General features: G+C 72.9%; 17 protein-coding genes. 6 read left to right on the top strand and 11 right to left on the bottom strand.

The window, feature by feature from the left end; genetic code table 11:
- Positions 1 to 3: 3 nt before the first annotated feature.
- On the bottom strand, positions 4 to 972 hold the full coding sequence (locus BBH68_RS04305) for an SGNH/GDSL hydrolase family protein (RefSeq protein WP_079150792.1): 969 nt from the start codon (positions 970 to 972) through the stop codon (positions 4 to 6).
- Positions 973 to 1,298: 326 nt separating this feature from the next.
- Between BBH68_RS04305 and BBH68_RS04300 the strand changes: the two genes are divergently transcribed.
- Both BBH68_RS04300 and BBH68_RS04295 read left to right on the top strand, forming a co-directional pair.
- Positions 1,299 to 1,793 (top strand): DUF3145 domain-containing protein, encoded by a 495-nt coding sequence (locus BBH68_RS04300; protein WP_065958915.1) that lies wholly within the window; start codon positions 1,299 to 1,301, stop codon positions 1,791 to 1,793.
- Between the two features lie 61 nt (positions 1,794 to 1,854).
- Positions 1,855 to 2,751: an NAD(P)-dependent oxidoreductase gene (locus tag BBH68_RS04295; RefSeq protein ID WP_065958914.1), complete on the top strand. Its 897-nt coding sequence runs from the start codon at positions 1,855 to 1,857 to the stop codon at positions 2,749 to 2,751.
- Between the two features lie 165 nt (positions 2,752 to 2,916).
- On the opposite strand, the gene fabF is transcribed toward BBH68_RS04295, so the two are convergent.
- The 5 genes from fabF to BBH68_RS04270 form a co-directional block, all read right to left on the bottom strand.
- Positions 2,917 to 4,179, bottom strand: coding sequence for a beta-ketoacyl-ACP synthase II (gene fabF, locus BBH68_RS04290; RefSeq protein WP_065958913.1), 1,263 nt, complete (start codon positions 4,177 to 4,179; stop codon positions 2,917 to 2,919).
- Positions 4,180 to 4,247: 68 nt separating this feature from the next.
- On the bottom strand, positions 4,248 to 4,496 hold the full coding sequence (locus BBH68_RS04285) for an acyl carrier protein (RefSeq protein ID WP_065958912.1): 249 nt from the start codon (positions 4,494 to 4,496) through the stop codon (positions 4,248 to 4,250).
- 74 nt (positions 4,497 to 4,570) lie between these two features.
- Positions 4,571 to 5,581, bottom strand: coding sequence for a ketoacyl-ACP synthase III (locus BBH68_RS04280; protein WP_065958911.1), 1,011 nt, complete (start codon positions 5,579 to 5,581; stop codon positions 4,571 to 4,573).
- A 13-nt stretch (positions 5,582 to 5,594) separates the two neighbouring features.
- The gene (locus BBH68_RS04275; protein WP_065958910.1) at positions 5,595 to 6,596 is read right to left on the bottom strand and encodes an ACP S-malonyltransferase; all 1,002 of its coding nucleotides are present in this window, start codon (positions 6,594 to 6,596) and stop codon (positions 5,595 to 5,597) included.
- Between the two features lie 89 nt (positions 6,597 to 6,685).
- On the bottom strand, positions 6,686 to 7,870 hold the full coding sequence (locus BBH68_RS04270; protein ID WP_065958909.1) for a PucR family transcriptional regulator: 1,185 nt from the start codon (positions 7,868 to 7,870) through the stop codon (positions 6,686 to 6,688).
- Between the two features lie 48 nt (positions 7,871 to 7,918).
- Between BBH68_RS04270 and BBH68_RS04265 the strand changes: the two genes are divergently transcribed.
- Complete coding sequence (locus tag BBH68_RS04265) at positions 7,919 to 8,623, top strand: pirin family protein (RefSeq protein ID WP_425428774.1); 705 nt, start codon at positions 7,919 to 7,921, stop codon at positions 8,621 to 8,623.
- Between the two features lie 77 nt (positions 8,624 to 8,700).
- Here the strand turns inward: BBH68_RS04265 and BBH68_RS04260 are convergent, their stop codons facing one another.
- Complete coding sequence (locus BBH68_RS04260) at positions 8,701 to 9,516, bottom strand: serine hydrolase domain-containing protein (protein ID WP_065958908.1); 816 nt, start codon at positions 9,514 to 9,516, stop codon at positions 8,701 to 8,703.
- Between the two features lie 156 nt (positions 9,517 to 9,672).
- Here BBH68_RS04260 and BBH68_RS04255 point away from each other — a divergent pair, with 156 nt between their 5' ends.
- The 3 genes from BBH68_RS04255 (at position 9,673) to BBH68_RS04245 (ending at position 12,191) form a co-directional block, all read left to right on the top strand.
- Complete coding sequence (locus tag BBH68_RS04255; protein WP_065958907.1) at positions 9,673 to 10,125, top strand: MerR family transcriptional regulator; 453 nt, start codon at positions 9,673 to 9,675, stop codon at positions 10,123 to 10,125.
- 7 nt (positions 10,126 to 10,132) lie between these two features.
- Positions 10,133 to 11,164, top strand: coding sequence for an aldo/keto reductase (locus BBH68_RS04250; protein ID WP_065958906.1), 1,032 nt, complete (start codon positions 10,133 to 10,135; stop codon positions 11,162 to 11,164).
- Between the two features lie 82 nt (positions 11,165 to 11,246).
- On the top strand, positions 11,247 to 12,191 hold the full coding sequence (locus BBH68_RS04245) for a DUF5829 family protein (RefSeq protein ID WP_174588979.1): 945 nt from the start codon (positions 11,247 to 11,249) through the stop codon (positions 12,189 to 12,191).
- 92 nt (positions 12,192 to 12,283) lie between these two features.
- Here the strand turns inward: BBH68_RS04245 and BBH68_RS04240 are convergent, their stop codons facing one another.
- The 4 genes from BBH68_RS04240 to BBH68_RS04225 form a co-directional block, all read right to left on the bottom strand.
- On the bottom strand, positions 12,284 to 12,493 hold the full coding sequence (locus tag BBH68_RS04240) for a hypothetical protein (protein WP_065958904.1): 210 nt from the start codon (positions 12,491 to 12,493) through the stop codon (positions 12,284 to 12,286).
- Positions 12,480 to 13,682, bottom strand: a complete 1,203-nt coding sequence (locus BBH68_RS04235) for an alpha/beta hydrolase (RefSeq protein ID WP_065958903.1) — start codon at positions 13,680 to 13,682, stop codon at positions 12,480 to 12,482. The genes BBH68_RS04240 and BBH68_RS04235 overlap by 14 nt, the downstream gene beginning before the upstream one ends.
- Positions 13,683 to 13,793: 111 nt before the next feature.
- The gene (locus tag BBH68_RS04230) at positions 13,794 to 14,468 is read right to left on the bottom strand and encodes a response regulator (RefSeq protein WP_065958902.1); all 675 of its coding nucleotides are present in this window, start codon (positions 14,466 to 14,468) and stop codon (positions 13,794 to 13,796) included.
- Positions 14,465 to 15,210 (bottom strand): sensor histidine kinase (locus BBH68_RS04225; RefSeq protein ID WP_245737883.1); only part of this gene is annotated, 746 nt, incomplete at its 5' end. The genes BBH68_RS04230 and BBH68_RS04225, both read right to left, overlap by 4 nt.

Here is a 15,210-nt window from a genome sequence, read left to right as displayed (position 1 = left end):
GGGCTATGGCGTGGTGATGCGGCGGTAGGCCATGGCGGCCAGTCGCTGCTGACCGCGCTTGCTCGGGTGGAACCAGTCCCATTTGCTCAACTCGTCCGTCGAGAAGCGGTAGTCGTGCACCGCGCCGTCGTAGCGGCACAGCGCGTCCCGGTCGCAGACGGACTTCAGCGCGCCGTTGTACGCCTCCACCCGGTCCGCGACCCGGCGGCGCCGCTCCATGGACGCCGGGTCGGTGGCGTCGGAGTCCTTCAGCATCGACGGGCAGATCCCCAGCTTCCAGATCTGCTTGCCCAGCACGTTCTTGCGCCCCTCGGACCACAGCCGCTTCAGGTCCGGCACGCTGGCCACGTACACCTGGGTCTTGGGCAGCTCCTGGCGCAGCGTCCTGAGCGCGGCGCTGAAGTCGGTCCGGAACTGGGCCGTCGGCGTCATGGCGTCCACCGTGCTCCGGCAGGCGTCGTTGGCGCCGATCAGGATGGTCACCAGCTCGGGCTTGTGGGGGATCGCGGATTGGATCTGGCCGGACAGATCGGCCATCACCGCGCCCGTTTTGGCGTAGTTCCAGCTGCGCGCGGTCGAGCGGGAGGCGGCGGGCAGCAGGCGGCGGGCGAGGCTGTTCACCTCCGTGCCGGTGGACCACGACACCTCGGGGCAGTCGGCCAGCACCGAGCAGGCGTCGAAGCCGCGGGTGATGGAGTCGCCGAGCGAGGCGATGGAGTCGGGCCGGGTGTTCCACAGGATGCTGGGCTTGGCCGCGGGGCGCTTGCCCGCCCGGGGCCCGCCCGGATGTGAGGCGTCGTCCGAGCCGCCGAGGCAGCCCGCCGACGCCAGCACGGCCCCCGTGGTGAGCAGCGCCACAGCGGTACGGACGGCGGCACGCGCGGTGGTACGGGTGGTCGTCGACGCGGCCGGGCCGAAGGCGTACCGGGCGTCAAAAGACGGCCGGCCCCGCCGTGCTGCGCTGCCCCGCATGGCTGTTCCCCCTCCGACTGATGGGTGATTCTGTCCAGGACCGACGGTACGTCACTCCTCCGGACGCACCGCGCGGTAGCGTTTTCCCGGGCCGGCCCCGCTCACACCCTGGCGGGAGCGGGAGCGTTGCGGTACGGGCACATTACCCGGCGTCACATACTGTCCGTTTTCATAAGAATTCTGCCCGAAAAATTTCACTGCAGGTAACCTCGGGGCTGGTGCGAGGGTGATCATTAGGGCAGAATGTCTAGTGCTGTCCCGGGCGTCACCGGTACGGGCACGAGGCCGCTGGGGAAGGCGTACCTCGAACCGCACAGGAGGCCCAGGTGACGACACGTGGAGTTCTGTACGTTCACTCCGCCCCGCGCGCGCTGTGCCCACACGTCGAATGGGCCATCGCGGGCGTACTCGGCGTGCGCGTCACCCTCGACTGGATCAAGCAGCCCGCCGCGCCCGGCACATGGCGCGCCGAGTTCTCCTGGCAGGGCGAGGTCGGCACCGCCTCCAAGCTGGCCTCCGCGCTCCGCGGCTGGCACCTGCTGCGCTTCGAGGTGACCGCGGAACCGTGCGCCACGGCCGAGGGCGAGCGCTACAGCTCCACCCCCGACCTCGGTATCTTCCACGCGGTCACCGGCATGCACGGCGACATCCTGATCCCCGAGGACCGGCTGCGCGCCGCGCTCGGGCGCTCGGCGCGCGGGGAGAGCGACTTGCAGGCCGAGGTCGCCAAGCTGCTCGGCAAGCCCTGGGACGACGAGCTGGAGCCCTTCCGCTACGCGGGGGAGGGCGCGCCCGTACGCTGGCTCCACCAGGTGGTCTGAACACCCGCGTCTGACCTGGAGCGTTTGGCCTGGAGCTCGCTCGAAGCCCTAGCGTGCGGGCATGACCGAAAACCTCCCCACCCCCCGTCCCGCCCGATCCGTCGCCGTCCTCGGCACCGGCACCATGGGCTTCCCCATGGCCCGCAACCTCGCCGGGGCCGGGCTCGAGGTCCGCGCCTGGAACCGCACCCGCGCCAAGGCCGAGCCATTGGCCGCCCACGGTGTCCGCGTCACCGACACCCCCGCCGAGGCCGTGGACGGCGCCGACGTCGTCCTGACGATCCTCCACGACGGCCCGGCCACCCTCGACGCGATGCGCCAGGCCGCCCCCGGGCTGCGCCCCGGCACGGTGTGGGCCCAGTCCACCACCGCCGGTCTCAGCGGCCTCGACGACCTCACCGCCTTCGCCCGGGAGAGCGGACTGGTCTTCGTCGACGCCCCCGTCCTGGGCACCAAGCAGCCCGCCGAGAGCGGACAGCTGGTGGTGCTGGCCGCCGGCCCCGAGCCGGCCCGTGCCGTCCTGGCCCCCGTCTTCGACGGGATCGGCAGCCGGACCCAGTGGGTGGGCGACAGCGGAGAGCAGGGCGCGGCCAGCCGGCTCAAGCTGGTGGCCAACAGCTGGGTGCTCACCGTCACGAACGGCACGGCCGAGGCGCTGGCCCTCGCGGAGGGGCTCGGCGTGGACCCGCGCGCCTTCCTGGACGTGGTCGCGGGTGGGCCGCTGGACATGGGCTATCTGCGGACCAAGGCGGAGATGCTGCTCAGCGGCCATCTCGAGGCCAGCTTCGCGACCAGGACCGCGGAGAAGGACGCCCGGCTGATCGTCGAGGCGGGGCAGCGCGCGGGGGTGCGGCTGGATGTGGCGGCCGCGGGCGCGGAGCGGTTCCGGCGGGCCACCGAGAAGGGGCACGGCGACCAGGACATGGCCGCGTCGTACTTCGCCAGCTTCGACGGCTGAACACGCGGTCGCGGCAGGCGGCGGCCGGAACACGCGGCCGGAACACGCGGCGGCAACACGCGGCGGCAACGCGGCAACACGCGGCGGCAACACGCGGGGCTCCGCCCCGGACCCGGCGGGCACCCTGAGGTGTGCCGGGGTCCGGGGCGGAGCCCCGGTGGTGGATCAGACCGTCCGGAAGGCCAGCACCACGTTGTGGCCGCCGAAGCCGAACGAGTCGTTGAGCGCGGCGATCGCGCCCGCCGGCAGGGGCCGGGGCTCGCCGCGCACGACGTCCCCGTCCGCTTCCGGGTCGAGGTGGTCGAGGTTGATCGTGGGCGGGGCCAGCCGGTGGTGCAGGGCCAGCACGGTGGCCACCGTCTCCACACCGCCCGCGCCGCCCAGCAGGTGGCCGGTCATCGACTTGGTGGCGGAGATCGCCATGTGGTCGACATCGTGGCCGAAGACCTTGCGCAGCGCCTTCAGCTCCGCCACATCGCCCTGCGGGGTCGAGGTCGCGTGCGCGTTGACGTGCGCGATCTCGGCCGGCTTGAGCTCGGTGGCCTCGACCAGGTTCTGCAGCGCGTGGGCGATGCCGTTCCCGGAGGGCTCGGGCTGGGTGATGTGGTGCGCGTCGGCCGAGATGCCCTGGCCGATGGCCTCGGCGTAGACCCGCGCGCCGCGCCGGGCGGCGTGCTCGGCCGACTCCAGGACGATGACGCCGGACCCCTCGCCCATCACGAAGCCGTTGCGGCCGGTGTCGAACGGACGCGAGGCGCCCTGCGGGTCCTCGTTGTTCTTCGACATCGCCATCATGTTGCCGAAGGCCACGATGGGCAGCGGGTGGATGGACGCCTCGGTGCCGCCCGCGACCACCACGTCGGCGCGGCCGGTGCGGATCATCTCGATGGCGTAACCGATGGCCTCAGCGCCCGACGCGCAGGCGCTGACCGGGGTGTGGACACCGGCGCGGGCGCCCACCTCCAGGCCGACGTTGGCCGCCGGGCTGTTGGGCATGAGCATCGGCACGGTGTGCGGGGACACCTTGCGGACGCCCTTCTCGCGCAGCACGTCGTACTGGTCGAGGAGGGTGGTCACACCGCCGATGCCGGAGGCCACGACCGCGCCAAGACGGTCGGGGTCGACTGTCGGGTCCTCGCCCGCCCGGGCGGTGAAGCCGGCGTCGGCCCAGGCCTCCCGGGCCGCGATCAGCGCGAACTGCGCCGAGCGGTCGAGCTTGCGGGCCTGCGGACGGGGGATGACGGTACCGGGCTCCACCGCGATCCGCGCGGCGATGCGCACGGGCAGGTCGGCCGCCCAGTCCTCGTCGAGGAGGCGTACGCCGGAACGACCGGCGAGCAGTGCCTCCCAGGTGGCGGAGGCGTCGCCACCCAGCGGCGTCGTGGCACCAACACCGGTGACGACCACGGTGCGATTGGTCGAGCTCACAGGATTCCTATTCCACGTGTTGAAGGTGCTGGACCCGCCACCGCTCGGGTGGCGACAAGCGCTCGGACTCAGCCCTGGTGCTTGAGGATGTAGTCGGCGGCGTCGCCGACGGTCTTGAGGTTCTTGACGTCGTCGTCCGGGATCTTCACGTCGAAGCGCTCCTCGGCGGCGACGACGACCTCGACCATGGACAGCGAGTCGACGTCCAGGTCGTCCGTGAAGGACTTCTCCAGCAGGACGTCCTCGGTCGGGATACCGGCGATCTCGTTGACGATCTCGGCGAGACCCTCGACGATCTCTTCCTGAGTGGCGGCCATTGCGGCGCTCCTTCTTCGGGTGTGTGCGGTGAGTGCGCAGCGTCCGACCTGTTCGGGGCTGCGTGGGATCTTGACTAAGGGAGGGTAACGACCGTCGCTGCGTATACGAGACCCGCCCCGAAGCCGATGACGAGCGCGGTGTCGCCGCTCTTCGCCTGTCCGGTCGCCAACAGCCGCTCCATGGCGAGCGGGATGGAGGCGGCCGAGGTGTTGCCGGTGGTCTCCACGTCACGGGCGACCGTGACGTGCTCCGGCAGCTCAAGGGTTTTGACCATCGAGTCGATGATCCGCATGTTGGCCTGATGGGGGATGAAGACATCGAGGTCCTGGGGGCTGACCCCGGCCTCGTCCAGGGCCTGCTGGGCGACCTTGGCCATCTCGTAGACCGCCCAGCGGAAGACCGACTGGCCCTCCTGGGTGATCGCGGGGAAGCGCACCTCGGCGGCCTTCTCGTCGCGGTACACGTCCCACGGCAGCGTCTGGGTGATGGTGTCGGACTTGTCGCCCTCCGAGCCCCAGACGGTCGGGCCCATCGCGGGCTCCTCGGACGGGCCGACGACCACGGCGCCCGCGCCGTCGCCGAACAGGAAGGCGGTCGCGCGGTCCTCCAGGTCCGTCAGGTCCGAGAGCCGCTCCACGCCGACGACCAGCACGTACTCGGCGGTGTCGTCGGTGACCATGCCCTTGGCGAGGGTCAGGCCGTAGCCGAAGCCCGCGCAGCCCGCCGAGATGTCGAAGGCGGCCGGCTTGCCCGCGCCGAGCCGGTGGGCGATCTCGGTGGCCACCGCCGGGGTCTGCTTGAAGTGCGAGACGGTGGCGACGACCACGCCGCCGATCTGCTCCGGCGTCAGACCCGCCGCGGCGATGGCCTTTCCGCCCGCCTCGACGGACATGGTGGCCACCGTCTCGTCCGGCCCGGCCCAGTGCCGCGTGGCGATCCCCGAGCGGCTGCGGATCCACTCGTCGGAGGAGTCGATGTGCTTGAGGATCTCCTCGTTGGGGACCACGCGGTGCGGACGGTAGCCGCCGACACCGAGGATGCGCGCGTACGGGGCGCCCTTGGTGGGCTTGATCTTCGCGGTCATGCTCTGGGAGCTCCTATTCGGCCGGGGTGTCGGCGACCGGAACAGCGTGCTCGGCGATCAGCGCACGGGCCGCCTCGAGGTCGTCGGGAGTCTTGAGGGCCAGCGTCTTGACGCCCGGCAGGGCGCGCTTGGCGATGCCGACGAGCGTGCCGCCCGGCGCCACCTCGATGATCGCGGTGGCGCCCAGCCGCTGGAAGGTCTCCATGCACAGGTCCCAGCGGACCGGGTTGGACACCTGGGCGACCAGGCGCTGGGCGATCTCGGCGCCGGAGGTGACGACGTGTCCGTCCCGGTTGGAGACGTAGGTCAGGCGCGGGTCGGCGAAGGGGGCGCCCGCGACCAGGGTGTCCAGGGCCGAGACCGCCGGGGCCATGTGGTCGGTGTGGAAGGCGCCGGCCACCGCCAGCGGAACCACCCGGCGCACCCCTTCGGGCTTGTCGGCGGCCAGGGCGGCCAACTGCTCGGCGGTTCCGGCCGCCACGATCTGGCCCGCGCCGTTGACGTTCGCCGGGGTCAGCCCGAGCTTGGTCAGATGGGCGACCACCTCGTCCTGTTCGCCGCCGAGCACCGCGGACATGCCGGTCTCGGCCTGGGCCGCGGCTTCCGCCATGGCCAGCCCGCGGCGGCGGACCAGCACCATGGCGGTCTCCTCGGTCAGCACCCCGGCGACCGCGGCCGCCGCGATCTCACCGACGCTGTGGCCGGCCGTCGCGCCGAGCACGGCCCGGGCGCTCCCGGGGAGCCCCTCGGCGGAGTTCCCGGCGCCCCCGGCGCCCGCGGCGTCCTCGGGGAACAGGGCCCGGGCGGAGACGAGTGCCGCGGCCACCAGCAGCGGCTGGGCCACGGCGGTGTCCCGGATCTCCTCCTCGTCGGCCTTGGTGCCGTAGTGGATCAGATCCAGGCCGGATACGGCGGACCACCAGGTCAGCCGTTCGGTGACGCCGGGGAGGTCGAGCCAGGGGGTCAGGAAGCCGGGCTTCTGGGCGCCCTGGCCGGGAGCGACGAGTACGAGCACCCTCACACTCTCTCTTGTGGTCGGTCTCGCCCGCCCGTGAGGACAAGGACGAAGAACCGTGAAGGGAATTGTTGGACTCCGACAAAGGGCTAGGCCTGGGGGTCCGCGTCGGCCAGACGCCCCAGGATCAGGGCTATGCGCAGAGTAAACGCCGAGCGCACGTCGGAGGGAGACCACCCGGTGACGTCGGTCACACGTCGTAGCCGGTAGCGCACGGTGTTGGGGTGAACGAAGAGCATGCGCGCCGCGCCTTCCAGACTGCTTGCCTGTTCCAGATATACGCTCAGAGTTTCCAGCAGGGCGGAGCCCGCTTCCTCCAGCGGTCTGTAGATCTCCTCCACCAACTGCTCACGCGCCGCCGGGTCCGCGGCCATCGCGCGCTCCGGCAGCAGATCGTCCGCGAGCACCGGCCGCGGCGCGTCCGGCCAGGCGGTGCACGCCTTCAGCCCGGCCGCGGCGGCCGCGGCGGACTTGGTCGCGGCCAGCAGGTCGGAGACCACCGGGCCCGCCACCACCGGGCCCGCCGCGAACGGCCCGATCAGCGCCTTCGCCGCCTGGAGCGGATTGTCGGAGCCGCCCGCGACCACCACCAGCCGGTCGCCGAGGACACCGGTGAGCACCTGCAGCTTGGCGTGGCGGGCGGCGCGCCGGATCGCCTCCACGGTCAGCTCGCTGTCCCCGTCGGGCGCGGTGCCCAGCACCACGCACACATGCTCCGGCGAGTTCCAGCCCAGGGCCGCGGCCCGGGACAGCGCCCCCTCGTCGGCCTCCCCGGACAGCACCGCGTTGACCACCAGCGACTCGAGCCGGGCGTCCCACGCGCCCCGGGCCTCCGCCGCCTGCGCGTACACCTGCGCCGTGGCGAAGGCGATCTCCCGCGCGTACACCAGCAGCGCCTCGCGCAGCACCGACTCGTCGCCGGGGGCCGCCACCTCGTCGATCGCGGACTCCATGACCTCGATCGTGGTGCGGACCATCTCGACGGTCTGCCGCAGCGTGATCGCGCGGGTCAGCTCGCGCGGCGCGGTGCCGAACACATCCGTGCTGATGGCCTGCGGGGCCTCGGGGTGCCGGAACCACTCGGTGAACGCCGCGATGCCCGCCTGGGCGACCAGCCCGATCCAGGACCGGTTCTCCGGCGGCATCGCGCGGTACCACGGCAGCTGCTCGTCCATGCGGGCGATGGCGCTCGCTGCGAGCTTCCCGGAGGACTTCTCCAGGCGGCGCAGCGTGGCGCTGTGCGGATGAGGGCTGTTCGCGGCTGGTTCTGGCACGAGGACAAGACTGCCTTATCGGGTGACGGGGTCGTGGGTGTGGGTACCGTGATCCGGGTGATCTGGGTACAGCGGGCCGGTGAACGGTATCGGGGCGGAGACGGGGCAGGCATCGAGACGCGCCACGCCTTTTCCTTTTCTGGGTATTACGACCCGGAAAATGCGCGATTCGGATCACTCGTGGCCTGCAACGAGGAGCGGCTGGCCCCGGGCGCGGGCTTCGCCGAGCACCCGCACCGCGACCTGGAGATCGTCACCTGGGTGGTCGAGGGGGAGCTCACCCACGAGGACTCCACCGGAGGCCGCACCGTGGTGCGCCCCGGCGAGCTGCAGCGGCTCAGCGCGGGCGGCGGGGTGCGGCACAGCGAGCGCAACGAGGGCCGCGAGCCGCTGACGTTCCTTCAGATGTGGCTGGCCCCGGCCCCCGGCTTCACCTCGGCGGAGGCGGGCGCCGAGCCCGCGTACGAGGTGGTGCGGGGCGTCGCGGACCGTGGGCCGGCCGAGCCGTACGCCCTGGAGCGGGCGGGCGCCGCGCTCGCCGTGCGGCGGCCGGCCGCCGGGGCGCGGGTGGCGCTGCCCGCCGCGCCCTGGGTGTACGCCCATGTGGTGCGGGGTGAGATACGTCTCGCCGGCCACACGCTGACGGCGGGGGACGCGGCGCGGATCACCGAGGGCCGGGACCTGGTGGCCCACGCCCTGACCCCGACGGAGCTGCTGGTGTGGGCGATGCGCGCGGAGCCCTCGTACGGCTGACGGGCCGCTACGGCCGACCGGGCCGCTTTGGCCGACCGGGCCGCGCCGGGCTGTCGGGCGCGGCTGCCGGGCACGGCTCAGGCGCGCAGCTCGGCGAGGACCGCGTCGGTCAGCGCGGGCCAGACCTCGATCGCCCAGGGGCCGAAGGCCCGGTCCGTCAGGGCCACACAGGCCGCCCGCGCGTCCGGGTCCACCCATAGGAACGTCCCGGACTGCCCGAAATGCCCGAACGTGCGCGGCGAGGACGCGGCGCCCGTCCAGTGCGGGGACTTCCCGTCGCGTATCTCGAAGCCGAGCCCCCAGTCGTTGGGCCGCTGGTGGCCGTAGCCGGGCAGCACCCCGCCCAGCCCGGGGAAGGCGACGGCGGTGGCCTCCGCCAGCGTCCGGTCGGCCAGCAGCCGCGGGGCCTGCAGCTCGGCCGCGAAGCGGGTCAGGTCGGCGACGGTGGACACGCCGTCCTTGGCGGGGGAGCCGGACAGCTCGGTCGAGGCCATGCCCAGCGGCTCCAGCACCGCCTGGCGCAGATACTCGGCGAAGGGGATGTCCGTGGCCTTGGCGATGTGGTCGCCCAGCACCTCGAACCCGGCGTTGGAGTACAGCCGGCGGGTGCCGGGCGCGGCGGCGGAGCGGTGCTCGTCGAAGGCGAGCCCGGAGGTGTGGGCCAGCAGGTGGCGGACCGTGGCCCCCTCGGGCCCGGCCGGCTCGTCCAGCTCGACCGCGCCCTCCTCGACGGCGACCAGCGCGGCGTACGCGGCCAGCGGCTTGGTGACCGAGGCGAGGGGGAAGCGATGGTCGGCGGGGCCGTACGATCCGGCCACCGTGCCGTCCGCGCGCACGACGGCGGCGGCCGCCGTGGACACCGGCCAGTTCTCGATCATCCGCAGGCTCTCCATGGTCCAGAGCCTAGCCAAGGGCCGCCGGCGGCCGGACCCCGGGAAGGGGAGCCAAGAATTCCTCAAATCCGGGCTTGCTTGGAGTGCACTCCAAGTCAATAGCGTTGAGAACGTCGTGAGGCTTTACGGATCAGCGACGGCGAGAGGTGGAGCGGCATGACCGTGTTGGAGAGCGCACCGGTGAAGGTGCGGACGTGCGCGGGGCGGGTCACCCACCCCCGGCCCACCGGGCAGGACCGCTACACGATCAGCGAGGTCGCCGCCCACACCGGCCTCTCGGCGCACACCCTGCGCTGGTACGAGCGGATCGGGCTGATGCCGCACGTGGACCGCACCCACACCGGCCAGCGCCGCTTCTCCAACCGCGACCTCGACTGGCTCGAGCTCGTGGGCAAGCTCCGGCTGACCGGGATGCCGGTCGCCGACATGGTCCGCTACGCCGAGCTGGTGCGCGAGGGCGAGCACACCTTCAGCGAGCGCGAGGCGCTGCTGACCGCCCACCGGGAGAACGTGCGGGAGCGGATCGCCGAGCTGCAGGACACCCTGCACGTCCTCGACTTCAAGATCGAAATTTACGCCGGCGCCCGACGCTCGGCGGAGAGGGCCTGAACACCATATGACCACCGCGGACAGCGAGAAGCTCGACACCGTCGCGCTGGGCACCGACGGCCCCCAAGTCGGGGTGCAGGGCCTGGGCTGCATGGGCATGAGCTGGGCTTACGGACCGACGGACGAGACGGAGGCGCGGGCCACGCTGGAGCGGGCCCTGGAGCTGGGTGTCACCCTCCTCGACACCGCCGACGTCTACGGCCTCGGCGCCAACGAGGAGTTCCTCGCCCCCTTCGTCCGGGCCCACCGGGACCGGGTGGTGCTGGCGACCAAGTTCTCCATCGTGCGCTCGCCGGACGACCCCTACGGGCGGACCGTGATCCGCAACGACGCCCCGTACATCCGTGAGGCCATCGAGAACAGCCTGCGCCGCCTCGGTGTCGACCATGTGGACCTCTACTACATGCACCGGCGCAACCCCGACGTGCCGCTGGAGGAGAGCGTCGGCGCCATGGCCGAGCTGGTGGCCGAGGGCAAGGTGAGGCACCTCGGGCTCAGCGAGGTCACCGGCGGCGAGCTGCGGGCCGCGCACGCGGTGCACCCGATTGCGGCGGTGCAGTCGGAGTGGTCGCTGTTCAGCAGGGACGTCGAGCAGGGGGTGGTCGGCGCGGCGCGCGAGCTGGGCGTCGCCTTCGTGCCCTACTCGCCGCTCGGCCGAGGCTTCCTGACCGGGTCGTTCGCCAACGCCGACCGGGAACTGCCCAGCGACGACTTCCGCCGCCGGCAGCCCCGCTTCACGGGCGACAACGCGGCGGCCAACGCGGCCCTGCTGGAGCCCGTGCGGAAGGTCGCCGAGGCCCACGGGGCGACGCTCGCGCAGATCGCGCTGGCGTGGGTGCAGCAGCGGGCGCGGGTCCACGCGGGCCTGGCCGTGGTGCCGATCCCCGGCACGCGCAGCCGGCGCCGCCTGGAGGAGAACACGGCGGCGACGCGGATCGAGCTGAGCGAGGAGGAGCTGGCCGCGCTGGAGCCGATCGCGGGCCGGGTCGCGGGGGACCGCTACGAGGACATGACCTTCACCAGCGCGGGCCGGGAGTAGCGCATGCGCGGCCGGGAGTGGTGAACCCTTGAATCACGAACAAACGTTCCCTTTGTGATCGGCACCGCTTAGGATCACCGGCATGTTTATTCGTCGTGTTTTAAGGGCAACCGTAGGCCTCGCCGTGGTCGCCAGTGTGGCCTTCGCGGGGTCCGCCCAGGCCGGCGCGCAGACGGCGCGCCACGCCGAGAGCCGGGCATCGGCCGATGACCAGCTCCTCTTCTACAACCACTCCTACGGCGTGCTGGACCGGGAGACGGCCGACGCCGTCGAGAACTCGCAGTTCCTGCGCGAGTTCGGCGCCTTCGAGGTCCGCACCACCACCGGTGGCGACCTCACCTGGAAGGGCCGCTACCTGTACGGCAGCCAGACCTACGTCGAGCTGTTCGGCGCCGGCGACCTGCCCGGCCAGGACGCCAACTTCGGCTCCTCGGCGGTGGCGTACTCGCCCGAGCACGAGGGCGACCTGGCGAAGGTTACCGAGGGGCTGAAGGAGCGGGGGGTCGAGAAGCCGGACGAGTTCCTCCAGACCCGTGACTTCGGCGACGGCGTCCGGGTGCCGTGGTTCAACGGCGTCCAGATCCCGGTCACCGCCTATGACGCCTTCGGCTCCTGGGCGATGGAGTACCGGCCGGAGTACTTCGCCGACCCGCGCAGCAAGACGGGCCCGGCGAGCTACCCCGGTGACGTCAGCCGACAGCGCTACCTTCCGGACACCTACAAGGACCACCTGATGCGGGACCTGACCCGCGTCCGCTTCGCCGTCACCGAACGCGACCTCGAGCAGCAGCTTCCGCTGTACGAGGCGGGCGGGCTGGACATCCGGCACGTCAAGGGTGGCGTCCTCGTCAAGGACGGCCTCACCACGGTCCAGTTCGACGTGGTTCCGGCCGACAAGGTGGGCCTGAAGCAGATCACCATGGCCCTCAACAAGTCGGTGGACTACCGGCACACCGAGCGGATCGGCAACTCGACCCTGGTCGTGGGCCCCGGCGCCCGCGCCGTCTGGACCTTCGACAAGCCGTAGCCGCAGCGCGTGACCCGCACCCCGACGCCGGCCCGGACCCGTCCGGGCCGGCGTCGCCGTGCCCGCCGCTGCCCGCCGCCGATCCCACCCGCCTAGGGGGAGCCGATGTCCAGGAGGGCCGCCGCGCATATCGCGAGGGAGGCGACGACCGCGGTGGCCGCGCGGAGCAGCAGCGCCCGGCGCTCCCCGGGCGGCGGCCCGTCGCCGGGATCCTCGCCGGGCTCCCCACCCTCCCGGCCCAGGGCGAAGAGATACGCGCACAGCACCGCGAACCCGGACGGCGGGGGCTCAGCCGAGGCCATGGCGGCAGTCGCGGTCGTAGCCCGCGCCGTCGGCACAGCGGACCGCGGCGAAGTGGCCGACGGCGATCCGCGCGAAGTTGCGCAGCGACTCGGTGCCGGGCGCGAAGTAGCCGGTGTGGCCGTGGGCCCCGGCGGCTGAGACGACCCGCGCGCCGAAGGACGGGTCGGTCGGGTCCTCGCCGTGGCCGAGCCCCAGGAAGTCGAAGCCGGTGACCCGCCGCACCCAGTCGGAGCCGTCGCGCGCCGCCCACACCCGGGCGGCCGGGCCCAGGTCCGCGGCGTCGTCGGCCCGGACCCCGGGGCTGCCGAAGACCACCAGGTCGGAGATCTCCGCCCGGTCCAGGCCGGAGGACGTCAGCCCGCAGACGACCGAGCCGTAGCTGTGGCAGAAGACGGCCGGCGGGGCCTCCAGGGCCTCGCCGGCCGTCGCGGCCAGACCGGCGAGGAAGCGGTCGAGGCGGGGCGCGCCCGCCTTGGCGAGGCGACCGGTGGCGGCGTCCGGGCCCAGGCCCAGCGGGGTGGTGTAGCCGACCCAGACCACGACGGCCGAGCGGACCCCGGGCGCCTCCCGGGCCATCTGCGCGCGCAGCGACCTGGCCATGCCCGCCGCCGAGCCGTACGAGGCCCTGACGCGGTCGAAGTCGCCCAGGTCGGTGTCGGAGCCCGGCACGAGCACCGCCGTGCGCTGCGCGGTCGTCAGGTCTCCGTAGACCTCGGCCACTTGGCCGCGGCCGCGCGGGTCGAAGGCCAGGATCCGGCGGCCGGGGGCGAGGAGCCGGGTGTAGCGGTCGATGAGCGGGCTCTCGGGGTCGGCGGTCCGCTCCCTGTCGCGCTCCGCCCGGATCGCGAGGGCGTTGGCGGTGTAGCGCAGCGCCACGGGCGCGCCGTCGAGGTTGCCGACGACCAGCGGATGGCGCAGGGCCAGGGTGTGCCGCTGGGCCGCGGTGAGCCGGGCGAAGAAACGCGCGACCTCGGCGGGGGAGGCGTCGGCCGGGTCGGGCAGCCGGCCCGCGGCGCCGGGGCCCAGGGAGTGGTCCGCGCGCCAGGCGGCCGTGCCGGGCGGCGGGCCGGTGATGGCCTGCTGCTCATGGGCCACGGTCCAGCCCGCGGTGCCCGCCATCACGGTGACCATGAGCGCGGCGGTGATCAGGCTGCGGGCCCGGTGTCGGCCGACCGATGTGTGCGACATGGTCGCGTCCCCCTCTGTCGTTCGCTGGCGGAGGGAAACGTAGGAAGACGGTGGGTGGCGAAGCGTCACACCCCGGAGCCAACTGCCGGGTCATACCTGGGTAGGGGGTGGCTATTGACCCGGTGTCACCAGGCCCGATTCATAGGCGAAGATCACGGCCTGGGCCCGGTCGCGCAGCCCCAGCTTGGCGAGCACCCGCCCGATGTGCGTCTTGACGGTCTGTTCGGCCAGCACCAGCGACTCCGCGATCTCCTGGTTGGACAGCCCGCGGGCGATGAGCTCCAGCACCTCGGTCTCGCGCGGGGTGAGCCCGCTGCGCCGCACGGCGAGGTTCTTGCGCGGTGCGGGCCGCTGCCGGGCGAAGTCGGCGATGAGACGGCGGGTCACGGACGGGGCGAGCAGCGCCTCCCCGGCGGCCACGACCCGCACCGCCGAGATCAGGTCGGCGGGCGGGGCGTCCTTGAGCAGGAAGCCGCTGGCGCCCGCGCGCAGCGCCTCGTACACGTAGTCGTCCACGTCGAAGGTGGTGAGCATCAGCACCTTCGGGCGGTGGGTGACCCCGGGCGGCGGGTCGAGCAGGCGGCGCGCCGCCTCCAGGCCGTCCATCTCGGGCATCCGGACGTCCATGAGCACCACGTCCGGATGGGTGCTGCGGCTCACCTCGACCCCCTGCTTCCCGTCGGGGGCCTCGCCGACGACGTCGATGTCGCTCTGCGCGGCGAGCAGCGCGGCGAAGCCCGCGCGCACCATGGCCTGGTCGTCGACGATGATCACCCGGATGGTCATGGAGCGTGGGGGTCCCTTTCTGCGCCTGTCGCGCCTTCTGCGCTCGCTGAGTCTGCCGCGCTCGCTGATTCTGCTGCGTCTGCTTCTGCTGTGGGCCGGGCCACCTCGACGAGCGGGAGCCGGGCCGCCAGGCGGAAGCCGCCGTCGGGCAGCGGGCCGGTGTCCAGGGTGCCGCCGACCAGCCGGACGCGTTCCCGCATGCCGACCAGGCCGTGGCCGGTGCCGGTGGTCTCCAGGGGCGGCCGGGACGTGCCGCCGGCCGGGCCGTTGACGACGAGCACCGTCAGCCCCGTACGGTCCGCGGAGGCCAGGATCGACACGTTCGTCGGGGCGCCCGGGGCGTGCCGCACCACATTGGCCAGCGCCTCCTGCACGATCCGGTACGCCGACAGGTCCACCGCCTGCGGCAGCGGCCCGAGCGCGGCCACGTCCTTCGCGATCGACAACTTGGTGGGTATCCCGGCCCGTACGGTCGCCTCGACCAGTTGCGGCACCCGGTCGAGACCGGGCTGCGGCGCGCGCTCCCCGCGGGTGTCCTCGCTGCGCAGCACGCCCAGCAGCCGCCGCATCTCGGCCAGGGACTCACGGGCGGTGGCCGCGATGGTGCCGAACTCCCGCTCCGCCTCGGGCGGCAGGCCGCCGATCCGGTACGGGGCGCTGTCCGCCTGCACCGTTATCACCGACATGTGGTGGGCGACCACGTCGTGCAGCTCGCGCGCGATCCGGGCGCGCGAGCAGCGTG

The organism is Streptomyces sparsogenes, from assembly GCF_001704635.1.
Classification (GTDB): Bacteria; Actinomycetota; Actinomycetes; order Streptomycetales; family Streptomycetaceae; genus Streptomyces; species Streptomyces sparsogenes.
The sequence above is the reverse complement of the archived record's forward strand: the minus strand, read 5'-3'. Positions and strand labels throughout refer to the sequence as shown.

What these genes read in the sequence shown, in the direction of transcription:
- BBH68_RS04250 (WP_065958906.1), top strand. Translation starts at nt 10,133, where the DNA reads ATGACCACCGCGGACAGCGAGAAGCTCGACACCGTCGCGCTGGGCACC.
- BBH68_RS04240 (WP_065958904.1), bottom strand. Translation starts at nt 12,493, where the DNA reads ATGGCCTCGGCTGAGCCCCCGCCGTCCGGGTTCGCGGTGCTGTGCGCG.
- BBH68_RS04280 (WP_065958911.1), bottom strand. Translation starts at nt 5,581, where the DNA reads ATGACCGCGAAGATCAAGCCCACCAAGGGCGCCCCGTACGCGCGCATC.
- BBH68_RS04285 (WP_065958912.1), bottom strand. Translation starts at nt 4,496, where the DNA reads ATGGCCGCCACTCAGGAAGAGATCGTCGAGGGTCTCGCCGAGATCGTC.
- BBH68_RS04245 (WP_174588979.1), top strand. Translation starts at nt 11,247, where the DNA reads ATGTTTATTCGTCGTGTTTTAAGGGCAACCGTAGGCCTCGCCGTGGTC.
- BBH68_RS04295 (WP_065958914.1), top strand. Translation starts at nt 1,855, where the DNA reads ATGACCGAAAACCTCCCCACCCCCCGTCCCGCCCGATCCGTCGCCGTC.
- BBH68_RS04305 (WP_079150792.1), bottom strand. Translation starts at nt 972, where the DNA reads ATGCGGGGCAGCGCAGCACGGCGGGGCCGGCCGTCTTTTGACGCCCGG.
- BBH68_RS04230 (WP_065958902.1), bottom strand. Translation starts at nt 14,468, where the DNA reads ATGACCATCCGGGTGATCATCGTCGACGACCAGGCCATGGTGCGCGCG.
- BBH68_RS04235 (WP_065958903.1), bottom strand. Translation starts at nt 13,682, where the DNA reads ATGTCGCACACATCGGTCGGCCGACACCGGGCCCGCAGCCTGATCACC.
- BBH68_RS04255 (WP_065958907.1), top strand. Translation starts at nt 9,673, where the DNA reads ATGACCGTGTTGGAGAGCGCACCGGTGAAGGTGCGGACGTGCGCGGGG.
- BBH68_RS04260 (WP_065958908.1), bottom strand. Translation starts at nt 9,516, where the DNA reads ATGGAGAGCCTGCGGATGATCGAGAACTGGCCGGTGTCCACGGCGGCC.